The sequence below is a fragment of the Streptomyces sp. NBC_01006 genome (genome assembly GCF_045162725.1).
Classification (GTDB): Bacteria; Actinomycetota; Actinomycetes; order Streptomycetales; family Streptomycetaceae; genus Streptomyces.
In genome coordinates this window covers 7,696,877-7,715,423 of the sequence record NZ_CP108700.1, presented here as the reverse complement: position 1 = coordinate 7,715,423, position 18,547 = coordinate 7,696,877, and the positions used below count along the sequence as shown (strand labels likewise).

The 18,547-nt window shown below is 74.4% G+C and carries 16 protein-coding genes; 10 read left to right on the top strand and 6 right to left on the bottom strand.

Annotation, left to right across the window (positions count from 1 at the left end):
* Positions 1 to 5: 5 nt before the first annotated feature.
* Positions 6 to 662, top strand: coding sequence for a class I SAM-dependent DNA methyltransferase (locus OG509_RS35190; protein WP_406186616.1), 657 nt, complete (start codon positions 6 to 8; stop codon positions 660 to 662).
* On the opposite strand, the gene OG509_RS35185 is transcribed toward OG509_RS35190, so the two are convergent.
* Complete coding sequence (locus OG509_RS35185) at positions 659 to 1,807, bottom strand: hypothetical protein (RefSeq protein WP_406186615.1); 1,149 nt, start codon at positions 1,805 to 1,807, stop codon at positions 659 to 661. The two genes, OG509_RS35190 and OG509_RS35185, sit on opposite strands and share 4 nt — an antisense overlap.
* Before the next feature lie 229 nt (positions 1,808 to 2,036).
* Here OG509_RS35185 and OG509_RS35180 point away from each other — a divergent pair, with 229 nt between their 5' ends.
* Both OG509_RS35180 and OG509_RS35175 read left to right on the top strand, forming a co-directional pair.
* Complete coding sequence (locus OG509_RS35180; RefSeq protein ID WP_406186614.1) at positions 2,037 to 3,563, top strand: FAD-binding oxidoreductase; 1,527 nt, start codon at positions 2,037 to 2,039, stop codon at positions 3,561 to 3,563.
* Positions 3,564 to 3,574: 11 nt separating this feature from the next.
* The gene (locus OG509_RS35175; RefSeq protein ID WP_406186613.1) at positions 3,575 to 4,495 is read left to right on the top strand and encodes a hypothetical protein; all 921 of its coding nucleotides are present in this window, start codon (positions 3,575 to 3,577) and stop codon (positions 4,493 to 4,495) included.
* Here the strand turns inward: OG509_RS35175 and OG509_RS35170 are convergent.
* The 3 genes from OG509_RS35170 to OG509_RS35160 form a co-directional block, all read right to left on the bottom strand.
* On the bottom strand, positions 4,449 to 4,844 hold the full coding sequence (locus OG509_RS35170) for a hypothetical protein (protein ID WP_406186612.1): 396 nt from the start codon (positions 4,842 to 4,844) through the stop codon (positions 4,449 to 4,451). The genes OG509_RS35175 and OG509_RS35170 overlap by 47 nt on opposite strands.
* Before the next feature lie 65 nt (positions 4,845 to 4,909).
* Positions 4,910 to 5,452, bottom strand: a complete 543-nt coding sequence (locus OG509_RS35165; RefSeq protein WP_406186611.1) for an HXXEE domain-containing protein — start codon at positions 5,450 to 5,452, stop codon at positions 4,910 to 4,912.
* The gene (locus tag OG509_RS35160) at positions 5,449 to 6,396 is read right to left on the bottom strand and encodes an AEC family transporter (protein WP_406186610.1); all 948 of its coding nucleotides are present in this window, start codon (positions 6,394 to 6,396) and stop codon (positions 5,449 to 5,451) included. Before OG509_RS35160 ends, OG509_RS35165 begins: the two co-directional genes overlap by 4 nt.
* Before the next feature lie 92 nt (positions 6,397 to 6,488).
* On the opposite strand from OG509_RS35160, the gene OG509_RS35155 reads away from it, so the two are divergent.
* The 4 genes from OG509_RS35155 to OG509_RS35140 all read left to right on the top strand — a co-directional run bounded on the left by OG509_RS35155 (position 6,489) and on the right by OG509_RS35140 (position 10,898).
* A complete protein-coding gene (locus tag OG509_RS35155; RefSeq protein WP_406186609.1) occupies positions 6,489 to 7,841 on the top strand; it encodes a sensor histidine kinase in 1,353 nt (450 codons plus the stop codon).
* Positions 7,838 to 8,518: a response regulator gene (locus OG509_RS35150; protein ID WP_385581119.1), complete on the top strand. Its 681-nt coding sequence runs from the start codon at positions 7,838 to 7,840 to the stop codon at positions 8,516 to 8,518. Before OG509_RS35155 ends, OG509_RS35150 begins: the two co-directional genes overlap by 4 nt.
* A gap of 128 nt (positions 8,519 to 8,646) precedes the next feature.
* Positions 8,647 to 9,690, top strand: a complete 1,044-nt coding sequence (locus tag OG509_RS35145) for an alpha/beta hydrolase (protein ID WP_406186608.1) — start codon at positions 8,647 to 8,649, stop codon at positions 9,688 to 9,690.
* Positions 9,687 to 10,898 carry an acyltransferase gene (locus tag OG509_RS35140; RefSeq protein ID WP_406186607.1) on the top strand — a complete coding sequence of 404 codons (1,212 nt, stop codon included), beginning with the start codon at positions 9,687 to 9,689 and terminating at the stop codon, positions 10,896 to 10,898. The genes OG509_RS35145 and OG509_RS35140 overlap by 4 nt, the downstream gene beginning before the upstream one ends.
* 18 nt (positions 10,899 to 10,916) lie before the next feature.
* On the opposite strand, the gene OG509_RS35135 is transcribed toward OG509_RS35140, so the two are convergent.
* Complete coding sequence (locus OG509_RS35135) at positions 10,917 to 11,339, bottom strand: DUF350 domain-containing protein (RefSeq protein WP_030873439.1); 423 nt, start codon at positions 11,337 to 11,339, stop codon at positions 10,917 to 10,919.
* 126 nt (positions 11,340 to 11,465) lie between these two features.
* Between OG509_RS35135 and OG509_RS35130 the strand changes: the two genes are divergently transcribed.
* Positions 11,466 to 13,349, top strand: coding sequence for a GNAT family N-acetyltransferase (locus OG509_RS35130; protein WP_406186606.1), 1,884 nt, complete (start codon positions 11,466 to 11,468; stop codon positions 13,347 to 13,349).
* Here OG509_RS35130 and OG509_RS35125 read toward each other — a convergent pair.
* A complete protein-coding gene (locus tag OG509_RS35125) occupies positions 13,280 to 15,352 on the bottom strand; it encodes an AMP-binding protein (RefSeq protein ID WP_406186605.1) in 2,073 nt (690 codons plus the stop codon). The two genes, OG509_RS35130 and OG509_RS35125, sit on opposite strands and share 70 nt — an antisense overlap.
* Before the next feature lie 128 nt (positions 15,353 to 15,480).
* On the opposite strand from OG509_RS35125, the gene OG509_RS35120 reads away from it, so the two are divergent.
* Positions 15,481 to 17,385 carry an ABC transporter ATP-binding protein gene (locus tag OG509_RS35120; protein WP_406186604.1) on the top strand — a complete coding sequence of 635 codons (1,905 nt, stop codon included), beginning with the start codon at positions 15,481 to 15,483 and terminating at the stop codon, positions 17,383 to 17,385.
* A 311-nt stretch (positions 17,386 to 17,696) separates the two neighbouring features.
* Positions 17,697 to 18,539: a hypothetical protein gene (locus OG509_RS35115; RefSeq protein WP_406186603.1), complete on the top strand. Its 843-nt coding sequence runs from the start codon at positions 17,697 to 17,699 to the stop codon at positions 18,537 to 18,539.
* Positions 18,540 to 18,547 lie beyond the last annotated feature (8 nt).

Genomic DNA, 18,547 nt, shown 5'->3' with positions numbered 1-18,547 from the left:
AGGGCATGAAGGAGACCTCGGACCTGAACTCCGTACGGGCGTCGTACGACGCCGTCGCCGTCGACTACGCCCGGCTCCTCGGCACGGAGCTGGTGAACAGGCCGCTGGACCGGGCCATGCTGGCGGCCTTCGCCGAGTGCGTGCGCGGCGACGAGGGCGGCGCGGCCCGGGCCGTCGCGGACCTGGGCTGCGGCCCGGGCCGCGTGACGGCCCATCTGGACGGGCTCGGCGTACGGGCCTTCGGCGTCGACCTGTCCCCGGCGATGGTCGCGGTGGCCCGGCGGACGTATCCGGGGCTGCGCTTCGAGGTGGGCTCGATGGCGGCGCTGGACGTGGCGGACGGGGTGCTCGGCGGGGTCCTGGCCTGGTACTCGACGGTGCACACCCCGCCGGGGGAACTGCCGCCGCTGTTCGCGGAGTTCGCCCGCGTGCTCGCGCCCGGCGGCCATGTGCTGATCGCGTTCAAGGCGGGCGAGGAGAAGATCCGGCTGGAGCACGCGTACGGGCACCCCGTCGAGCTGGACGTGTACTGGACCCCGCCGGAGCTGATCGCCGACCTGCTCGCCGGGGCGGGCCTGGAGGAAGTGGCCCGCCTGGTGCGCCGGCCCACGGGCCAGGAGAAATCCCCCCAGGCCTTCCTCCTGGCCCGCAAACGGCTCTAGATCGTCCGGCCGGCGGGGCTGCCCTCCAGTACCTCCAGCCGCTGCTGGGTCAGCCGCAGGAGCCTCGGTTCGAGGCTCGGCAGGGCGCGCAGCAGGCGGACGAGTTCGGGGCCGGAATCGCGGGCCGCCGCCTGGTCCTTGAGCTGGGTCCAGCAGTACAGGGCGCCCGCCGCGGCCGCGAGGACCTCGGGTGCGTCCGGCGGCTGATGCTCCAGCCGGGTGTGCCCGGCGTTGATCCAGAGCTGGGTCGCCGAGCGGTAGTTTCCGGCCATCCGGGCGAGGTCGGCGCGGATCTCGGCCCAGTGGGTGGCCTCGGGCGAGGTGTGGCCGTGGGTCTGGAGAACGTGCTGCTCCCAGGCCTGCGCGAGGGTGGCGGCCTCCTGGTGCCGGCCGCCGGAGGCGAGGGCGTGGATGTGCGGCCGCGGGTCGGGAACCTGCTCCGGCGGCGCCTGCTGGGCGGCGGACGCGCTGAGTTCGCGTGTGGCGGGCAGGACGAGGGTGCCGGGCGGCAGGGCGGCCGCGCCGACGGCGAAGGCGTGCAACTGCAGGTTGGAGGGGCGGGTGGGGCTGCGGCGCAGCTGGTCGATCCAGTGCCGGGTGTACGCGCTCACCTGCTGCTGCCCGCCGGCGAAGGCGGGCGGGACGACCACCCCGTACACCTCGGCGGAGGGTGAGGCGGGCAGGCTCCCGTACTCCTGCAGCACCGGCCAGGCTGACTTGTCCGCGACGAGGTCGAGCACCACCGTGGTCGGGCCGGTGGGACGGGCCGCGAGCTCGGTCCCCAGCCAGTCCCACGGCAGGGCCGTGTAACGGACGGTGGAGGCCGTGGTTCCCGCGAGCGCGAGGTGCAGTCCGTGCCCGCGGCGGTCGAGCGTGAGCCGGCCGGAGAGGTAGACGAGCAGCGGCCCCGGGGTCGCCGCGGCCGCGCGCAGCCGCATCAGCACGGTGTTGGGATCCCGGGCCCCGTCGAGGTACGTGGTGTCATTGGGGACGTGACTGTTCAGCAGCGCGGACGCGGGCAGCACTCCGAGCGCGGCCAGATTCGCACTGGGCGCGACCTGAACGGCCCGCCGCCGTACGGCGGCGTCGCCCGCTATGAGAAGAACATGCCCCCGCTGCTGCCTGCCGGCTCCGTCGATCTGCATGGGCAGACCGTACTCACCTCACGCCCCCGTCGCAGCCCAGGGGTTCGAACCATACCCTTACGCCTCCCGCCACCCGCCTGATCGGGCACCCCCCGAGGCACCCCCCAAGGGTCGGGTTTCCGCGGGGTGGGCGGCTTCGCCGGGCGGGGCGTGGGCCGTTCGGGGGGCAGCGTCCTCCCCCTGGGCCCGCCTTCGCCGCGATCGGGCCGGGCGATGGCAGGAAGGAGGGATGAGCCTCCACCGCCGCCAGTTGCTGGGCAGCGCTCCCGCGGCCGTGCTGGCCGCCTTCGCCGTCGCGGCGGCGCCCGCCCGCGGCCCCGACTGGGCGGCGCTCGCCCGCGGGATCGACGGGCGGCTGGTGCTGTCGGGCGACCCCGACTACCCGGAGGCCCGGCAGCTGTTCCAGCCCCGCTACGACACGGTCGCGCCGGGCGCGGTGGCCTACCCCGCGCACGCCGCCGACGTGGCCGTCTGCCTGGACTTCGCCCGCCGCTCCGCCGTCCCCGTCGTACCGCGCGGCGGCGGCCACAGCTACGCCGGCTGGTCCACCTGCGCCGGAGGGCTCGTCGTCGACGTCGGCGCCATGGCCGGGCTCGCCGTCGAGGGGACGGCCGGCGTGCGGATCGGCGCCGGAGCCCGGCTCGGCGACGTCAACCGGACCCTCGCCGCGCAGGGCCTCGCCGTACCGACCGGCCTGTGCCCCACCGTCGGGATCGCCGGACTCACCCTGGGCGGCGGGCTCGGCCTCGCCTCGCGCGCCCACGGGACCACTTCCGACGCCCTCACCGGCGCCACCGTCGTCACCCCCGACGCCGTCGTGCGCGAGGTCGACGCCACCCGTGACCCGGGGCTGTTCTGGGCGCTGCGCGGCGGCGGGGGCGGCAACTTCGGCGTGGTCACCGAGTTCCGCTTCCGCACCCACCCGGCCACCGATTGCGCCTACGCCGAACTCCACTGGCCCGAAGCCGACTCCGCCGCCCTGCTGCGCGGTTGGCAGCGCTGGCTGGCCGCCCTCCCCGACCCCTTCTGGAGCCAGGTCGAGTTCCTGATCGAAGCCGGCCCGGCCCCGGCCGCGGCCCCCGCCGTACGCGTCCTGTGCTTCGACGGGCGCGCCGAGCTGGAGCGGCAGCTGTCCCGCCTGTCCGACCTGGTCGGCAGGCCGCTCCGGGACAGCTGGACCGTCGTACGCACCTACGAGGAGACCCTGCGGGCCATGTCGGGGTGCCTGGAGCAGAGCGCCCCGCAGTGCCATCTGCCCGGCACCCTGCCCGGCCGCACCCCCGAGGGGCTGATCGGCCGGGACTCCTACGGCGGGCGCTGCGACTTCTGGGGCGCCGCCGGGCTGCCCGACGCGGGCGTCGCCGCCGTGCTGGCCGCCGTACGGCGCTACGGGCGGACCGTGCCGGCCGGCGGACTCGGAGTCGTCCAGTTCAGCGGCGAATGCGGCGGTGCGGTGAACCGGCCGGCGGCGGCCGATACCGCGTTCGTGCACCGCGACAGCGCCTTCCTGACCCAGTACCTCGCCTACTGGCCCGCCTCCGCGACGTCCGCGCAGGTGGCCGCGCACCAGGGCTGGCTCGACGGGCTGTGGCAGGACCTGCGCCCCTGGGCGAGCGGCCGCGCGTACCAGAACTACATCGATCCGAAACTGCCCGCCTGGCGCGAGGCGTACTACGGGCCGAACCTCGCCCGCCTCGAAGAGGTCCGGCGCGCCTACGACCCGGACCGGCTGTTCCGCTTCCCGCAGGCCATCTAGAGGAGCTCGACATGCGACGTACGTTGACCGTGGCGGCGGCGACGGCCGCCCTGCTGCTGCCCGCCGGACCGCTGCCGGTGGCCGAGGCCGGGAGCGCTCTGCCGCCGCCCGGCCGGTGGTCCGCCCGCGAGGCGGAGACCTTCTGGACGGCCGACCGGATGGCGTCCGCGGCGCCCATGACCCCCGCGTCGGCGGCCGCGGCCACGGACCCCGGCACCGGGCAGGACTTCGACGGGATCCCGGTCGTCGGCCGGATGTTCGTGATGAAGGGCGGCGGCGCGTACTTCTGCACCGCGAGCGTGGTCGCCTCCCCCGGCCGCGACATGGTGCTCAGCGCGGCGCACTGCCTGCTCGGCACCGACGCCCGCCAGGTGGCCTTCGTACCGCTGTACACGGCGGACAACCCGCAGCCGTACGGGATGTTCCCGGTGCTGCGGACCGCCGACGGAAAGTCCAAGGTGTGGATCGACCCCCGCTACAAGAGCCTGGGCGCCGACAAGGGAGCCACGCTCGACGTGGCCTTCGCACAGGTCGGGCCGGATGCCGACGGGTTCCCCGTAGAGGACGTGGTCGGCGGCAACCGCCTGGTCACCGGCGCCGGTTACGAGCACGCGAAGGTGTCGCTGATCGGCTATCCGGCATCGGCCGCGCGCCCGCGGCTGTGCGTGAACCGTACGACCAAGTTCACCAGCAGCGATCCGGGGATCCCCGGATCGTTCCTGCGGATCGACTGCACCGGATACCCGGGCGGGACCAGCGGCGGCCCCTTCCTGAAGAACTACGACAAGGTGACCGAGACCGGGGACGTCGTCGGGGTCATCGGCGGCTGGAAGACGGGCGGGGACACCGCCGACACCTCGTACAGCTCGTACTTCGGCCCGGAGGTCAAGAAGTTGTACGAGCAGGCGGTTGCCGGGGCAAAGGCGGCGTGAGCACCCGCACCCAGCGGGTGCGCCGGGGGTTGCCCACCGTGCGCGGGCTCGCCGGGTTCCCGTCGGCGGTCAGCTGGTCGGCGGGTGGCAGTCCGAGCTGGCGGCGCAGGTCGGCGAGCGCGGTGTGGACCGGGGCCAGGAGGACCTCGGCGCGCGGATGGGCGTACGCGAGCGCGTGCGCGGTGGTCTCGATGGTCTCGGCGGCGTCCTCGGCCGCCGTACGGCTCCACCCGCCGGGCTCGGCGGAGCTCCAGGGGGCGACGGCGTCGTAGAGGTGGCAGGCGGCATCGGCCGCGGCGTCGGCCCGTTCACCGACGCCCGGCGCCGCGATGGTCGGCAGCAGCTCCATGCCGGGTCAACGACCGAAGCCCGCGCGGGGAACGACCACCGCGCCGCCGGTTCACCGGACGCGGCTCAGCCGAGCCGCCGGGCCACCGCCTGCGATCCTGCGGCAGCCGCGGCGGCCAGGGCCAGCCCCTGCACGGCGTCCCGCACCCGCATCGGCCGCAGCACCCCGGCGCGGCGCAGCCGGCCGCGGGCCCAGAGGGTGAAGGGGACGACGAGGAGCGGTGAGGTGACCACGCCGGGGGTGTAGCCGCAGGTGGCGGCCGCCTGCCCGAGGTGGACGAGGCCGTGCAGGCCGAAGCCGTTCAGGCCGGCCTGGTAGAAGGCGGACCGGCCGCCGGTGCGGTGGCCGTCGGCGGCGGCCGCGGCCACGATGACGCCCATCACCCCGACGGCGCGGGCGAACTGCCGGCCGTCCGTGCTGCCCAGCACGTCCCAGACGCGGTCGGGGACGCGGGGGTGGCGTTCGCGCAGTACCGGGACCCGGGTGCGGGACCAGCGTCCCACGGTCGCCACTTCCTCCAGGTCGTGCAAGGCCCAGGCGGCCAGCAGCCCCCAGCCGGTGGCGGCAACGGCGGTGTTCGTGGCGGCAGTTCGTATCGGTGTGCTCATGAGGCCACAGTCTGCAGCCAGAGGGGGAGCAACAGCAGCGACACGACCGAACTCTTGATCACCAGTGAGGCGGAGAGGTCCACGCCCACGTCGTAGCGCTGGGCGAAGACGAACAGGTTCTGCGGGGTGGGCATCGCGGCGATCAGGACGAGGTACGTCAGCCACTCCCCCCGTACGCCGAACAGCACCCCGCACACCGTCCAGGCCAGCAGCGGGAACGCCAGGCACTTGAAGGCGATGAGGGCCATCTCCTCGCGGGAGGTGCCCCGGACGTCCAGCCCCACGCCGCCGAGGTGCAGGCCGAGGGCGAACAGGGCGATCGGCGATGCGCTGTCGCCGACGAAGGAAGCCCCGTCCAGGACCACCTTCGGGAGGTGCACCGAGAGCAGGTTGAGCACGATCCCGGCGTTGCAGGCCAGGACCACCGGGGTGGCGAGCGAGGCGCCGACGGCCCGCGAGAGCCGCTGCCCGGGACCGCCCGCGGCGGGGCCGGCGCGGCCCAGCTCCATGATGGAGATGACGACGAGGGAGAGCACGCAGACCTGGAAGAGCAGGACGGGGAAGATCGGCGCGGCCGTCCCGAAGAAGGTGATGAACACGGGAACGGCGAAGTAGGCGGTGTTCACCTGGACTCCGGCCATCACGCGCAGCGCCACGTCGCGGGGATCGCGGATGCCGCGGGCGCCCGAGGCGAAGGCTATGACGAGTACGGCGAGGGCGGCGGCCGCGGCGTAGGCGCCGATCGCGTGCCAGTTGAACAGGGCGCCGAGGTCGCTGCCGTAGATGTTGCCGAAGAGGTAGCAGGGGACGGCGAAGAGGAAGGCGTAGTCGGCGAAGGCCTTGGAGGCCTCGGCCGGGACGGTCTTGCGGCGGGCGAGCAGTACACCTCCGCCGAAGGCCAGCAGCACCGGTACGAGCTTCTCTAGTGCCGCTGCCGTGCCCATGCGTACCGGCTCCCCCTGTGACCCCGTGATCGACCGCGAGCAGCGTACTCCTGCCTTCCTGGAGCCCCTGCGGAGCATAGGCTGGTCCGATCATGAGCGATCGCGACGAAGCCCGCCCCCGTACGCCGGCCCCCGCGAAGGGGTCCCGGGCGCCGATGCGGTTCACGGTGGTGCTGCGCACGCCGGCCCGGGCGGCGGAGCCGCTGTTCGCGCAGGCGCCGAAGGCCTGGCAGCGGATGCTGCCGTACGTGGTCGTCGGCGTCTTCGTGGTGGCGCTGCTGCCGGCGACCGTCACCGTGCTGACCAACGACTACAAGTCGGGCGGCGGCTGGGCGGGGGCGCTGGGCGTGGCCCAGACCGTGCCGCTGCTGCTGGCGGTGACGCGGCCGCTGCCCGCGTGGGCCCTGGTCCTGGTCGCGGACACGGTCGGGGCGGTCGTGCTGACGCACGCCGACGAGGTGGCCGGACACGCCTGGCCGTGGACCCCGATGTGCATCGTCGGCTACCTGGTGCTGATGGTGTGCCTGGGGCTGCGCGAGTCGATCCGGACGCTGATCGGCGTGTGGCTGGTGACGGGCGCCGTAGGGGTGGTGCTCGGCTTCTTCGAGCCCGACGGGGTGACCACCACGGTCGCGCTGCTCTCCGTACTGAGCGGGAGCTTCCTCGCTGTGACGGGGGCGCTGCGCGGGATCGGTGACGCGCAGCAGCGGATCGCCGAGCAGGAGAGCATCAGCGAGGCCGAGCGGGCCCGGCGGACCCTGCTGGAGGAACGGGCGCGGATCGCCCGGGAGCTGCACGACGTGGTGGCCCACCACATGTCGGTGATCACCGTGCAGGCGGACTCCGCGCCGTACCGGCTGCCCGGCATGCCGGAGCCGGTGCAGGAGGAGTTCGCGGCGATCGCGGCCAGTGCGCGCGAGTCGCTGGGCGAGATGCGGCGGCTGCTGACGGTGCTGCGCAGCGACCGGGCGAACGGCGGGGACGCAGCGCCTGACGGTACGGGTGCGCCGGCCCCGCAGCCTGGGATCGGCCGGATCCAGCAGCTGGTGGAGGCGACCGTACGGGCCGGGCAGCCGGTGGAGTTGTCGCTCGCGGCGGGGGCGGAGCGGGCGGCGCCACCGGCCGTGGACCTGTCGGCGTACCGGATCGTGCAGGAGGCGCTGGCGAACGTGGTGCGGCACGCGCCGGGCGCCGCGACCCGGGTCTCGGTGACGCACGACGCCGAGGAGGTCCTCGTGCTCGTGGTGAACGGCCCGGCGGCCCGGGACGCAGTGGTGGAGCCGGGCAGTTCGGGCACCGGGCACGGGCTGGTCGGCATGCGCGAGCGCGTACGGTTGACGGGCGGGACGCTGGACACCGGTCCACTGCCCGACGGCGGCTTCCGGGTCGCGGCCCGCCTGCCCCTGAACGAACCCACGAACGACCCGACCGAGGACGCCAGTTGACCATCCGTGTGATCATCGTCGACGACCAGGCCATGGTGCGGGCGGGGTTCGCCGCCCTGCTGTCGGCGCAGGCCGACATCGACGTGGTGGGCGAGGCCCCCGACGGGCGGCAGGGGGTCCAGGTCTCGCGCACCGCGCATCCCGACGTGGTGCTGATGGACGTGCGCATGCCGGAGATGGACGGGCTGACGGCGGCCCGGGAGCTGCTCAGCCCGCCGCCGGGGGTGGTCCACCGGCCGAAGGTGCTGATGCTGACCACCTTCGACATCGACGACTACGTGTACGAGGCGCTGCGCGCGGGCGCCTCGGGTTTCCTGCTCAAGGACGCCCCGCCGGCCGATCTGATCGCGGCGGTCCGGGTGGTCGCGTCGGGCGAGGCGCTGCTCGCGCCCTCGGTCACCCGGCGGCTGATCGCGGACTTCGTCCAGCAGCGGCCGGCCCCGCGCAAGGACCCGGCGCTGCGGCTGAAGGGGCTGACCCCGCGGGAGACCGAGGTACTGGAGCTGATCGCGCGCGGGCTGTCGAACCAGGAGATCGCCGGGCACCTGGTGCTGGCCGAGCAGACGGTGAAGACGCACATCGGGCGGGTGCTGGCCAAGCTGGACCTGCGGGACCGGGCCCAGGCGGTGATCTTCGCGTACGAGGCGGGGCTGGTGCGGCCGGGCGACTCGGACTGACGTCTCCTTCACCCCCTACTCCTCCACCCCCTACCGGGGTATGAAATCCGACTTGGCTCCACGGTCCGACGCCCGGCGGGACACCTTCTTCCTACCTTCCTCCTCATCACGAGGAGAGGAGAAGGGGCATGCGCCGCTTCGGAAGGACCCTGGCCACCGCCGCACTGGCCGTGGCCGTGGTCGGGGGGACCGCGGGCTGGGCCTCGGGCGACAGCCAGCAGGCGGTCACCGGACCGCCGCCCGGCACCGCCGCCTGGCGGGCCGACACCGCGTCCGGCCGGTCGCTGCCCGACCCGGCGAGCGCCTCGCCGCACGACGTGGCCCGGTTCTTCGCCGGGCTGGACGACGCCGGGCGCCGGCAGCTCGTACGCCGCCACCCGCTGGTGGTGGGCAACCTCGACGGCGCCCCCGTCACCCTCAGGTACGAGGCCAACCGGCTGGCCGTCCTGGCGACGGGTGAGGCGCGCTACGCCTCGCTCGCCTCGCCGGGGCGGCAGATCCTCGCCTTCGATCCGCGCGGGCGCGGCCAGGTCGTCGAGGTGTTCGGGGATCTGGGGCGGGCCGCGCACGTCTCGGTGATCGTGCCGGGTTCGGACAGCGACGCCACCACGTACGACGCGAAGCGCGCGCCGAACACCGGGCCGGCCGGGATGGCCCGGTCGCTGCGCGCCGCGGCCGGCGAGGACACCGCGGTGGTGGCCTGGACCGGCTACACCACCCCCGTCGGGGTCGGTCTGGACGCGGCCTCCGGGCGGCTCGCCGAGGCGGGCGCGGAGCGGCTGGTCCGGTTCACGGCGGGGCTCGACGCGGTCGGCGCACCCGACCCGGTGCTGTTCTGCCACAGCTACGGCTCGGTGGTCGGGGGCCTCGCGGCCGGGCGTACGGACGCCGGCGACATCGTCGTGTTCGGCTCCCCCGGCATGCGCGCCGACACCGCCGCCGACCTGCACACCCGCGCCCGTGTCTGGGCGGCCCGGGGGCCCTCCGACTGGATCGGCGACGTGCCGAACGTGGAGTTCGCCGGGATCGGCCACGGCGCCGACCCGGCCTCCGCCGCCTTCGGCGCCCGCAAGGTGCCGGCCGCCGACGTGCACGGCCACACCGGCTACCTCGTACCCGGCACCCAGTCCCTGGCGGCCTTCGCCGCGATCGCGAAGGGAGAGGTCCGATGAGCACGCTGACCCGGCTCGGGAAGGCCGCCGACCGGATCGAGCGGCAGACCCCCGCCCACCGCGACCGGGCCGTCGACGGGCTGCGCGCCCTCGCCCTGCTGGCCGTGCCGACCGGGCACTGGCTGCTCGGCGGACTGACCCGTGACGCGGAGGGCGGCCTGCACAACGCCAGCCCGCTCTCCGCGTTCGGCGCTCTGGCCCCCGCCAGCTGGGTGCTCCAGATGCTCGGCATCTTCTTCCTCGTCGGCGGCTACGCCTCGGTGCTCTCTTACCACCGCCGCACCGGGTCCGCCGGGGCCTGGCTGAAGGGCAGGATCGCCCGGCTGGGGCGGCCGGTGCTCGGGGTCACGGCGGTGTGGGCGCTGGCCGCGCCGGTGCTCTACGCGGCGGGGGTGCCGGAGGCCACGCTGCGGACGGGGGCCACGCTGGTCGTCCAGCCGCTGTGGTTCGTCGGGGTGTACGTGGTGGTCACCGCGCTGACCCCGTACTGCGTACGGGCGGCGCACCGGCTCGGCGGCTGGGCCGCGGCCCCGCTGCTCGCCTCGGTCGCGGTGGTGGACTTCCTGCGGTACGGGCCGCTCGCCGACTCCGTGCCGTCCTGGCTGGCGGTGGTGAACACCCTGCCGGGCTGGCTGTTCGCGTACCAGCTGGGCGTCTCCTGGGGCGAGGGGCGGATCGGGCGGCGCGGGTCCTGGCTGCTGCTGGCGGGCGGGACCGTACTGTTCGCGGCGCTGCTGGCGGTGTTCCACTACCCGGCGTCGATGGTGGGCGTACCGGGCGAGGCGCGGACCAATTCGCACCCGCCGTCGCTGCTGGTGCTGGCCCTGGCCGCGGCGCAGTCGGGGGCGGCGATGCTGCTGCGCGACCGGCTGGCGAAGCTGCTCGCCCGGCCGGCGCTGTGGGCCCCGGTGGTCGTGATCAACCTGTGCGCGATGACGATCCTGTGCTGGCACCAGACGGCCATGCTGGCGGCGGCCGTTCCCGCTTCGTTCGCGGGCGGGCTGCCGGGTCTGACGACGGCGCCGGACAGTCCGGTCTGGATCGCGGCGCGCCTCGCGTGGATGCCGCTGTTCGCGGTGCTGCTGGTGGGCATCGCCCGGTACGCCCGACGGTTCGAGGAGCCGTGGAGGGGGGCGACGGCGGTGCGGCGCATACTCGCCGGGGTCCTGGCGGCCGGGTTCGCGGTGTTCGCGCTGGGTCTGGCGTAGCACCGGTCCCAGGGAGTGTCAGGCGATCGAGGCGGCGACGATGGCGGCCACCGCCAGGTTGCAGGAGGCCGTGACCCAGACCGCCGGGTGCGGCTCCGGGTCGACGACGATCGCGCCGAGCTTGCCGGGGGTCACCCAGTCCAGCACCAGGAAGGCGAGGCCCATCAGGACCAGGCCGAGCAGCCCGAACGCGGCGGTGGACAGCAGCCCCTTGCCGAAGTCGTCGTACGTGGTCCAGATCGAGGTGAAGACGATCCCGCCGACGCCCAGGAGCGCGGAGCTCAGCATGACGGCCGCGTTCCGGTTGCGCTCCTCCCAGATCTGCTTCGGGAGCTTCCCGGGCGTCAGCACGTCCACGAGAACGATGCCGAGGATCAGCAGGACCAGGCCGAGGGCGCCGTAGGCGCTGGTGCGGCCAAGTCCGTTGATGATGTCGCTCATTGGGAAGCCGTTCTCCGCGGGGGTAGGAAGGACCTGCCGTACATGACGGGACACCTCCCGTCAGGGGGGCTCAGGGTGGCCGAATCTATCGCACGGTCTCGCGGCAGGCCATGGGGAGGTCAGGGAATGGTAAAGCTCAGAGCGGCGCGGCCCGGTGAGGCGGAGGAGCTCACCGCCCTCGTGCTCCGCTCCAAGGCGTACTGGGGGTACGACGCCGCGTTCCTGGCCGCGTGCGCGCCGGAACTGCGGATCCCGGCCGGGGAGGTGGCGGACCGCCGGATCGTGGTGGCCGAGGACGCGGCCGGCGGCCGGGTGCTGGGGCTCGCCTCCCTGGAGGGCGCGCCGCCGGTGGCCCGGCTGGGACTGCTGTTCGTGGAGCCGGGGGCCATCGGACGGGGCGTGGGGCGGCGGCTGTACCGGGACGCCCTGCGCCGGGCCGCCGAACTGGGCTTCCGCAGGCTGCTGATCGACGCCGATCCGTATGCGGCGGGGTTCTACCGGGCGATGGGCGCGCTGGGTCCGCCGGAGTCCCGCGCGGCCGGCGGCGAGGACGAACCGCCCGCCGGTCTGGCGCGGTTCGAGGCCGCGCCCGCGCCGCTCGCCGACTGGGCGCGGGCCTGGACGGGCGGCGGGCCCGCCGTGCACGTGGGCAATGTCGCCGAGTACAACGCCCAGTTCGCCGATGCGTCCCTGGACCGCGAGCAGCGGGCCGCGCACCACTACGCCTGCCTGGCGGCGTTCTACAGTCCGTGGCCGGGGGCGCTGGTGCTGCCCGGGGCGGTGCCTCCGGGCTGGATCGAGCGGGTCGGACGCGTCCTGGAGTGGGAGGGGGTGGAGGTCTACGACGGCCTGGCGGACGGCGGCCCCGGACTGCCGCCGGATACCGGGCTGTCGCCGAGTGCCGGGCTGTCGGATGCCGTACGGGCCCGGCCGGCGCTGGCCGGGCGGCTGACCTCGGCCGGGCTGCCCCTCGTACCGTGGGGGCGGACGGCGGCCTTCGCGCGGCTGGCCGGGCTGCGGTGGCGGCCCCGCGAGCTGCGGTACGAGTCCAAGTCTGCGGCGCACGGCCTGTTCGGCCGGATCCTGGCGGACGGCGGCCACCCCCGGATCCTGCTCCCCGGGCAGTGGCCGGCCCCCACCCGGCGGGCGGCGGCCAGGCTGCTGGCCGCGCGGGCGGAGGCGGGCGAGAGCACGGTGCTGAAATCGGAGCACGGTGTCGGCGGTTCGGGCACCACCGTGGTGACGCCCGACCGGGTCCGGGCCGCGGGCGGCGCCCGCGCGGTGCTGCGCGCCCTCCCGCGCGGGCCCCTGCTGGTGGAGGAGTACGTGTCCGGCCCGGCCGGGCTCGACGAGGCGCGGGATCTGACGTACGACGGGTTCGTGGACGAGGCGGGCCGGGTGCACGAGGTGGGCGGCGCGGTGATGGACGTGGCGGGTTCCGGGTACCGCGGGGCGACGGTGGGCCCCGGGGTGGTGCCCGCGTGGGCGGAGGAACCGCTGCTCGCGTTCGGGGAGGCGGTGGGCCGGGAGCTGTCCGCCGCCGGCTACCGGGGCTGGTTCGACGTGGACTTCGTCGCCGACGGGGCGGGGCGGCTGGCGCCGACGGAGACGAACCTGCGGCTCACCGGGCCGTCGATCGCCTTCATGGTGGCGGCCCGGCTCGACTCGCTGCGCGGCGCCGGGCATTTCGTACGGATCGCGGACCGGGTGGGGCTGGGGGCCAGACTGCCCGGGGCGGCGCTGGACGAGCTGTGCGAGACGCTGGAGCGGGGCTGCGCGGAACTCGGGGCGGTGTTCCTGCCCGCGATCCCGACGGGCGCCTTCGACCCGGCGCCCTGGCTGGGCGTACTGGTGGCCGCGCACAGCAGGGAGGTGCTGGACGCGGCCGAGGCACTGGTACGGGCGGAGGCGCTCGCCGTGGGGGCGGGGTTCACGGAGGGTCAGCCGACGGAGTGGCCCGGGACGTCGGTGTCGGAGTCGGCGGGTGACGGCGGCGCCTCCGTGACGTAGACGGCGAGGACGGCGGCCGCGATCATCAGCGGAATGTTGAAGGCGTAGACGAGGGCTGCCTGGACCGGCCAGTCCTGCTTGGCCGCGAGCCGGTAGCAGTTGTCCTGCGGCCACCAGGCGACGAGCAGGTAGACCACCGCGAGATGGGCGGCCGTGGTGATGCCCTGGCCGTGACCGTGGCGCCGCATCCGGGCACGGCCTCTGAAGAGGAACAGCAGCCCGGCCGCGAAGGCTGCCCCTTCGAACAGGTAGAGCACGAAGAAGAGGAAGGCCCACGGGCTCGGCACCCCGTACAGGTCGGTCGCGCCCGGCCAGACGACCTTCGAGAGGACGAAGAAGAAGAGTCCGGTGAAGACCACGAACCCGGCGCAGAGGGCGATCACGGTGAGCGGTTCGGCGGTCGGGACGCCGGCGGCCGCGTACTTTCCGCCTCCGCTCGCGCCGTCCCCCCGGCCCGGATTCGTCGTGAGCACGGGCTGGGCCAGGGCGTCCCGGTTCTCCTGGCCCGCGCGGTTGCGGGGCAGCGTGCGCAGCCGGACCACGGCCTGCGGGGTCTCCACCCGGAGCACCTTCCCCGCGAGGTGGTCGCGGAGCCGCCCGCTGTCCGGCAGGTCGGCGGCCGGGGGCCAGGCCTGCGCATCGGCGGGCGGGGCCAGGTAGGCGACCAGTCGGCGCGCACCGCTCCTGCCGTCCGGGACTTCGGCCACGAGGGCGGCGCCGATGTCCGGGTGGCTGCGGATGGCGGCTTCGACGGTGTGCGGGTCGAGTGCGCCGTCCGCCGTGGTGATCCGGTCCCGGATCCGGCCCTGGAACTCCAGCAGTCCGTCCGGGCGCAGCTCTGCCAGATCGCCGGTGGGGATCGGCTCGCCGCCGTCGGGCGGGGTGAGGCGGATCTGCCCGCCCGGGAGCTCCACCCGGCAGCCGGGGAACGGGGTGCCGATCAGGGAGAGCTGCTCGGGGTCGTCCAACGGGCCGGGCAGCTGGGACAGTTCGAACCAGGTACCGGTACCCGCCGCCTCGGTGAGCCCGTACACGTTGAGCAGCCGGGTGCCGGCCCGGAGCCTGGACTGCAACGCGTCCTGTTCGTCGAGGAAGAGCCGGTCGCCGGTGACCGTGACCATGCGCAACGACCGCAGGGCCGGGTCGGATTCGCGGCGGCGCGCGGCCGCGGAGCCGGGGCGCTCGGCGGCGCGCACGAGCAGCCGGGTCGCGCCCGCCGGGTCGGTGTGCACCACGCTGACCTGCTCGCTCTCGACCGCCCGGCGGATCCCCTCGGGCGTCCAGGGCGTGCGCTCGGGCACGACGAGGGCGCCGCCGGAGCACAGGGCCCTGGTCCAGCCGGCGGCGAACGGGGTGAGGTCCGGGCCGTGGGTGATCAGGTGCCGGTCCCCGGGGACCGGCCGGATGACCTCGGCCCAGCCCTCGTGGGCGGCGAGCAGCCGGGCGTGGCCGACGGGCACGGCGCGCGGGGACGCCGCTCCGGTGAACAGGACGGCGGCCGTCGCACCCGGCTCGGGGCGCTCGGGCGCTTCGGTGGGCCGACCGGATATCGCGGCCGCCTCCGCGCCGAGGCGGATCACCCGCAGCCCGCTGCCGTCGTCCAGCCGGGCGTGGTGCGCGGCGTCGGTGAGCAGGACGTACGGGGTGAGGGCGGCGAGCTGCCGCTGCCCGGTGAGCGGGACCTCGACGTCGATGACGGCGTAGGCCCCGCCGGCCTTGAGGACGGCCAGGAGCGCGACGACGATCTCGGTCCGGCGGGCGGTCCCGATGGCCACGACGGCGCCGGGCGGCAGTCCGTCGGCCATGAGGTGGTGCGCCAGCTGGTTGGCGCGGACGTCCAGTTGCCCGTAGGTGAGGCTGTGCGCGCCGGCGATGACGGCGTAGCCCCGCGGGGTGTCGCGCGCCTGTTGCTCGAACAGGTGCAAGGCGGTGTCGGCGGTCGTCCGACCGGAGCGATCGGAGCCTGGTTCCTGCGTCGATCCCTGCGTCGATGCCTGGGTCATTCCCCGATGATGGCACCCCCCACCGACAGTCCGCAGGATGCTGAACGTCCCTCGTGGGAGCGGGGGTTCGGTATCGATCCGGCCAATCCCTTGACCTCAAGTTTGGTTGAGGTCTTAGCGTTCCCCGCATGGACATGGAAGTCACCGCCTGGACATCGCTGCACAGCGCGATGAACGCCCAGCAGGACCGGCGCCCGCTCTCCCGGGCGAGTCTGCGCCGGGTCGCCGCATTCGCCCGCCCGCACCGCCGCGGGCTCACCCTCTTCCTGCTGCTCAGCGTGGTGACCGCGCTGCTCGCGGTCGCCACCCCGGTGCTCGCCAGCCGGGTGGTCACCGCCATCGTGGACGGCAAGGAGAGCGGTACGGTCACCCGGCTCGCCCTGCTCATCGCCGTGATCGCGGTGGTGGAGGCGGCGCTCGGGCTGCTCACCCGCAAGCTGTCGGCCACCCTCGGGGAGGGGCTGATCCTGGACCTGCGGACGGCCGTCTTCGACCACGTACAGCGGATGCCGGTCGCCTTCTTCACCCGGACCCGCACCGGCGCGCTCGTCAGCCGGCTCAACAACGACGTGATCGGCGCCCAGCGGGCGTTCAGCAACACCCTGTCCGGGGTGGTCGCCAATACGGTCACCCTGCTGCTGACGCTCGCCGTGATGCTGAGCATCTCCTGGCAGATCACCCTGCTGGCCCTCGTCCTGCTGCCGGTGTTCGTGCTCCCGGCCCGCCGCACGGGGGCGCGGATGGCCGCCATGCAGCGGGAGGCGTCGACCCTGAACGCGGCGATGGGCACGCAGATGACGGAGCGTTTCTCCGCTCCCGGCGCCACCCTCGTCAAGCTCTTCGGGCGGCCCGCCGACGAGTCCGCCGAGTTCGCGGCGCGTGCGGCGCGCGTACGGGACATCGGGATCCGTACGGCGATGGCCCAGTCCGCGTTCATCACCGCGCTCACCCTCGTCTCGGCCCTCGCGCTCGCGCTCGTCTACGGGCTGGGCGGGTACTACGCCCTGCGCGGGAGCCTGGACGCCGGGAACGTCGTCGCCCTCGCCCTGCTGCTGACCCGGCTGTACGCCCCGCTGACCTCGCTCGCCGGGGCCCGCGTCGAGGTGATGAGCGCCCTGGTGAGCTTCGAGCGGGTCTTCGAGATCCTCGACCTGAAGCCGCTGATCGCCCAGAAGCCGGACGCCGGCCGGGTGCCGGAGGGGCCGGTGGCCGTGGAGTTCGACCGGGTCTCCTTCGGCTACCCCTCCCCCGACAAGGTATCGCTCGCCTCCCTGGAGGAGGTCGCGGTCCTCGACGCCCGGGGCGGTACGCAGGTCCTGCACGAGGTGTCGTTCCGCGCCGAACCCGGGCAGATGGTCGCGCTCGTCGGCTCCTCCGGCGCCGGCAAGTCGACCATCGCGCAGCTGCTGCCGCGGCTGTACGACGCCGACGCGGGTGCCGTCCGCCTGGGCGGGGTCGACGTACGGGACCTCACGGCCGACTCGATCCGGGAGACGCTCGGCATGGTCACCCAGGACGGGCACCTGTTCCACGAGTCGGTGCGGTCCAACCTGCTGCTGGCCCGGCCGGGGGCGAGCGAGGAGGAGATCTGGGAGGCCCTGCGCCGCTCGCGGCTGGACGGGCTGGTCGCCTCGCTGCCGGACGGCCTGGACACGGTGGTCGGCGAGCGCGGCTACCGCCTCTCGGGCGGCGAGCGCCAGCGGCTCACCATCGCGCGGCTGTTGCTGGCCCGGCAGCGGGTGGTGATCCTGGACGAGGCGACGGCGCACCTGGACTCCACCTCGGAGGCGGCGGTGCAGGAGGCCCTGGGCGAGGCCCTGGCGGGCCGGACCGCGGTGGTGATCGCGCACCGGCTGTCGACCGTACAGGCGGCCGACCTGATCCTGGTGGTCGAGGACGGCCGGATCGTGGAGCGCGGTACGCACCCAGAGCTGCTGGCCGCGGGCGGTCGGTACGAGGAGCTGTACCGGACCCAGTTCGCGGCGGCGGACGCCGCCGCTCCGGGCGGCGCCGTACCGGCTGCGGGAGCATGATCCCGGGAGGCCCGCCCGCGGCGGGCCTCCGCCGGGCACCGGCCGTGGAGCACCGACGGACATCAAGCTGGAGCGGGTCCCCGTCCCCGTCACCGACGTCGACCGGGCCAAGGCAGGCGGACGGTGCAGGCCCGTCCAGTCCACGGGCCGCCCGCACTGCAGCGTGACCGCCGGACTTCCCGGTTCCGGGTTTGGAGCACCAGCCGGGCAGGAACCATGGCCCGCGTGAGACGTCGCCGCTCTTGCGACGCCCCCACGGCTGCACGGATGCACGGCTCCAAGGAACAGGCTCCCTCTAGCTCGGAGTGCCGATGGACTGCACCAATTCGCTCCTCGATTTCACCCAGGTCGCGAACCTCTACGCACAACTGTCCGGCACACTCGCAGGTTTCGCCCTCGCGGCCGTGTTCATCGTGGTCTCGCACCTGCTCGGCGGCGCCCCGCCCGCGGGACGCCGGGAAGAGGCGCTGAACAAGGCCGTGCCCGTCCTGCTCTCGGCGCTCCTGGGCCTCATCTTGACCTCCCTCGCGTACTGCATCATCGCGTCCGACGGGAAGAACACCGGCAGGGCGATAGTCGAACACGACGTGGCGGGCGTCGCGTTCTCCGTCTCCGGAGCGATGCTGATCTTCGCGGCCATCCTCCTCCTGGAGAGCGTGCTGCCGCACACGGCGGCCGACCACGGGCGCCGCCTGCTCGGCCAGTGCGCGCCCCTGCCGATGTTCACGCTCCTGTGCAACGGGGTGTACGAGTACGGCAGGGCGTACTACACAACGGTGCCCGGTTGGCTAGGCTTCCTCATCGCAGGCCTGCTCGTCCTGCTGCTCGGAGTCTCCGTAGTCGGCTACATCGCTTACGGCCGTCCCGGCTTGGACGGAGTCCGTCTGGCGGGGGACGGGGCAACCCGGGGGATCGCCGGTGGCGGGCTGGCGGTCGTCACCGTGTGTGTCCTGCTGGTGAGCTGCACGGTCGCGCTTGGCGGGAGCGGCTGCCCGGTGCCGATGGCCGGCGTGGTGGCGGTCATGGTCGCCGGTTTCCTGGCGGCGGTCGGCCTCTCCGTCTGGCTGTTCTTGACCCGCCCACCGCGTCCCGTGATTCCCGTACCCGCGCCGGCCTCGGCACCGGCGCCTGCCCCCGCCCCTCCGGCGGATTAGTCGCCGCC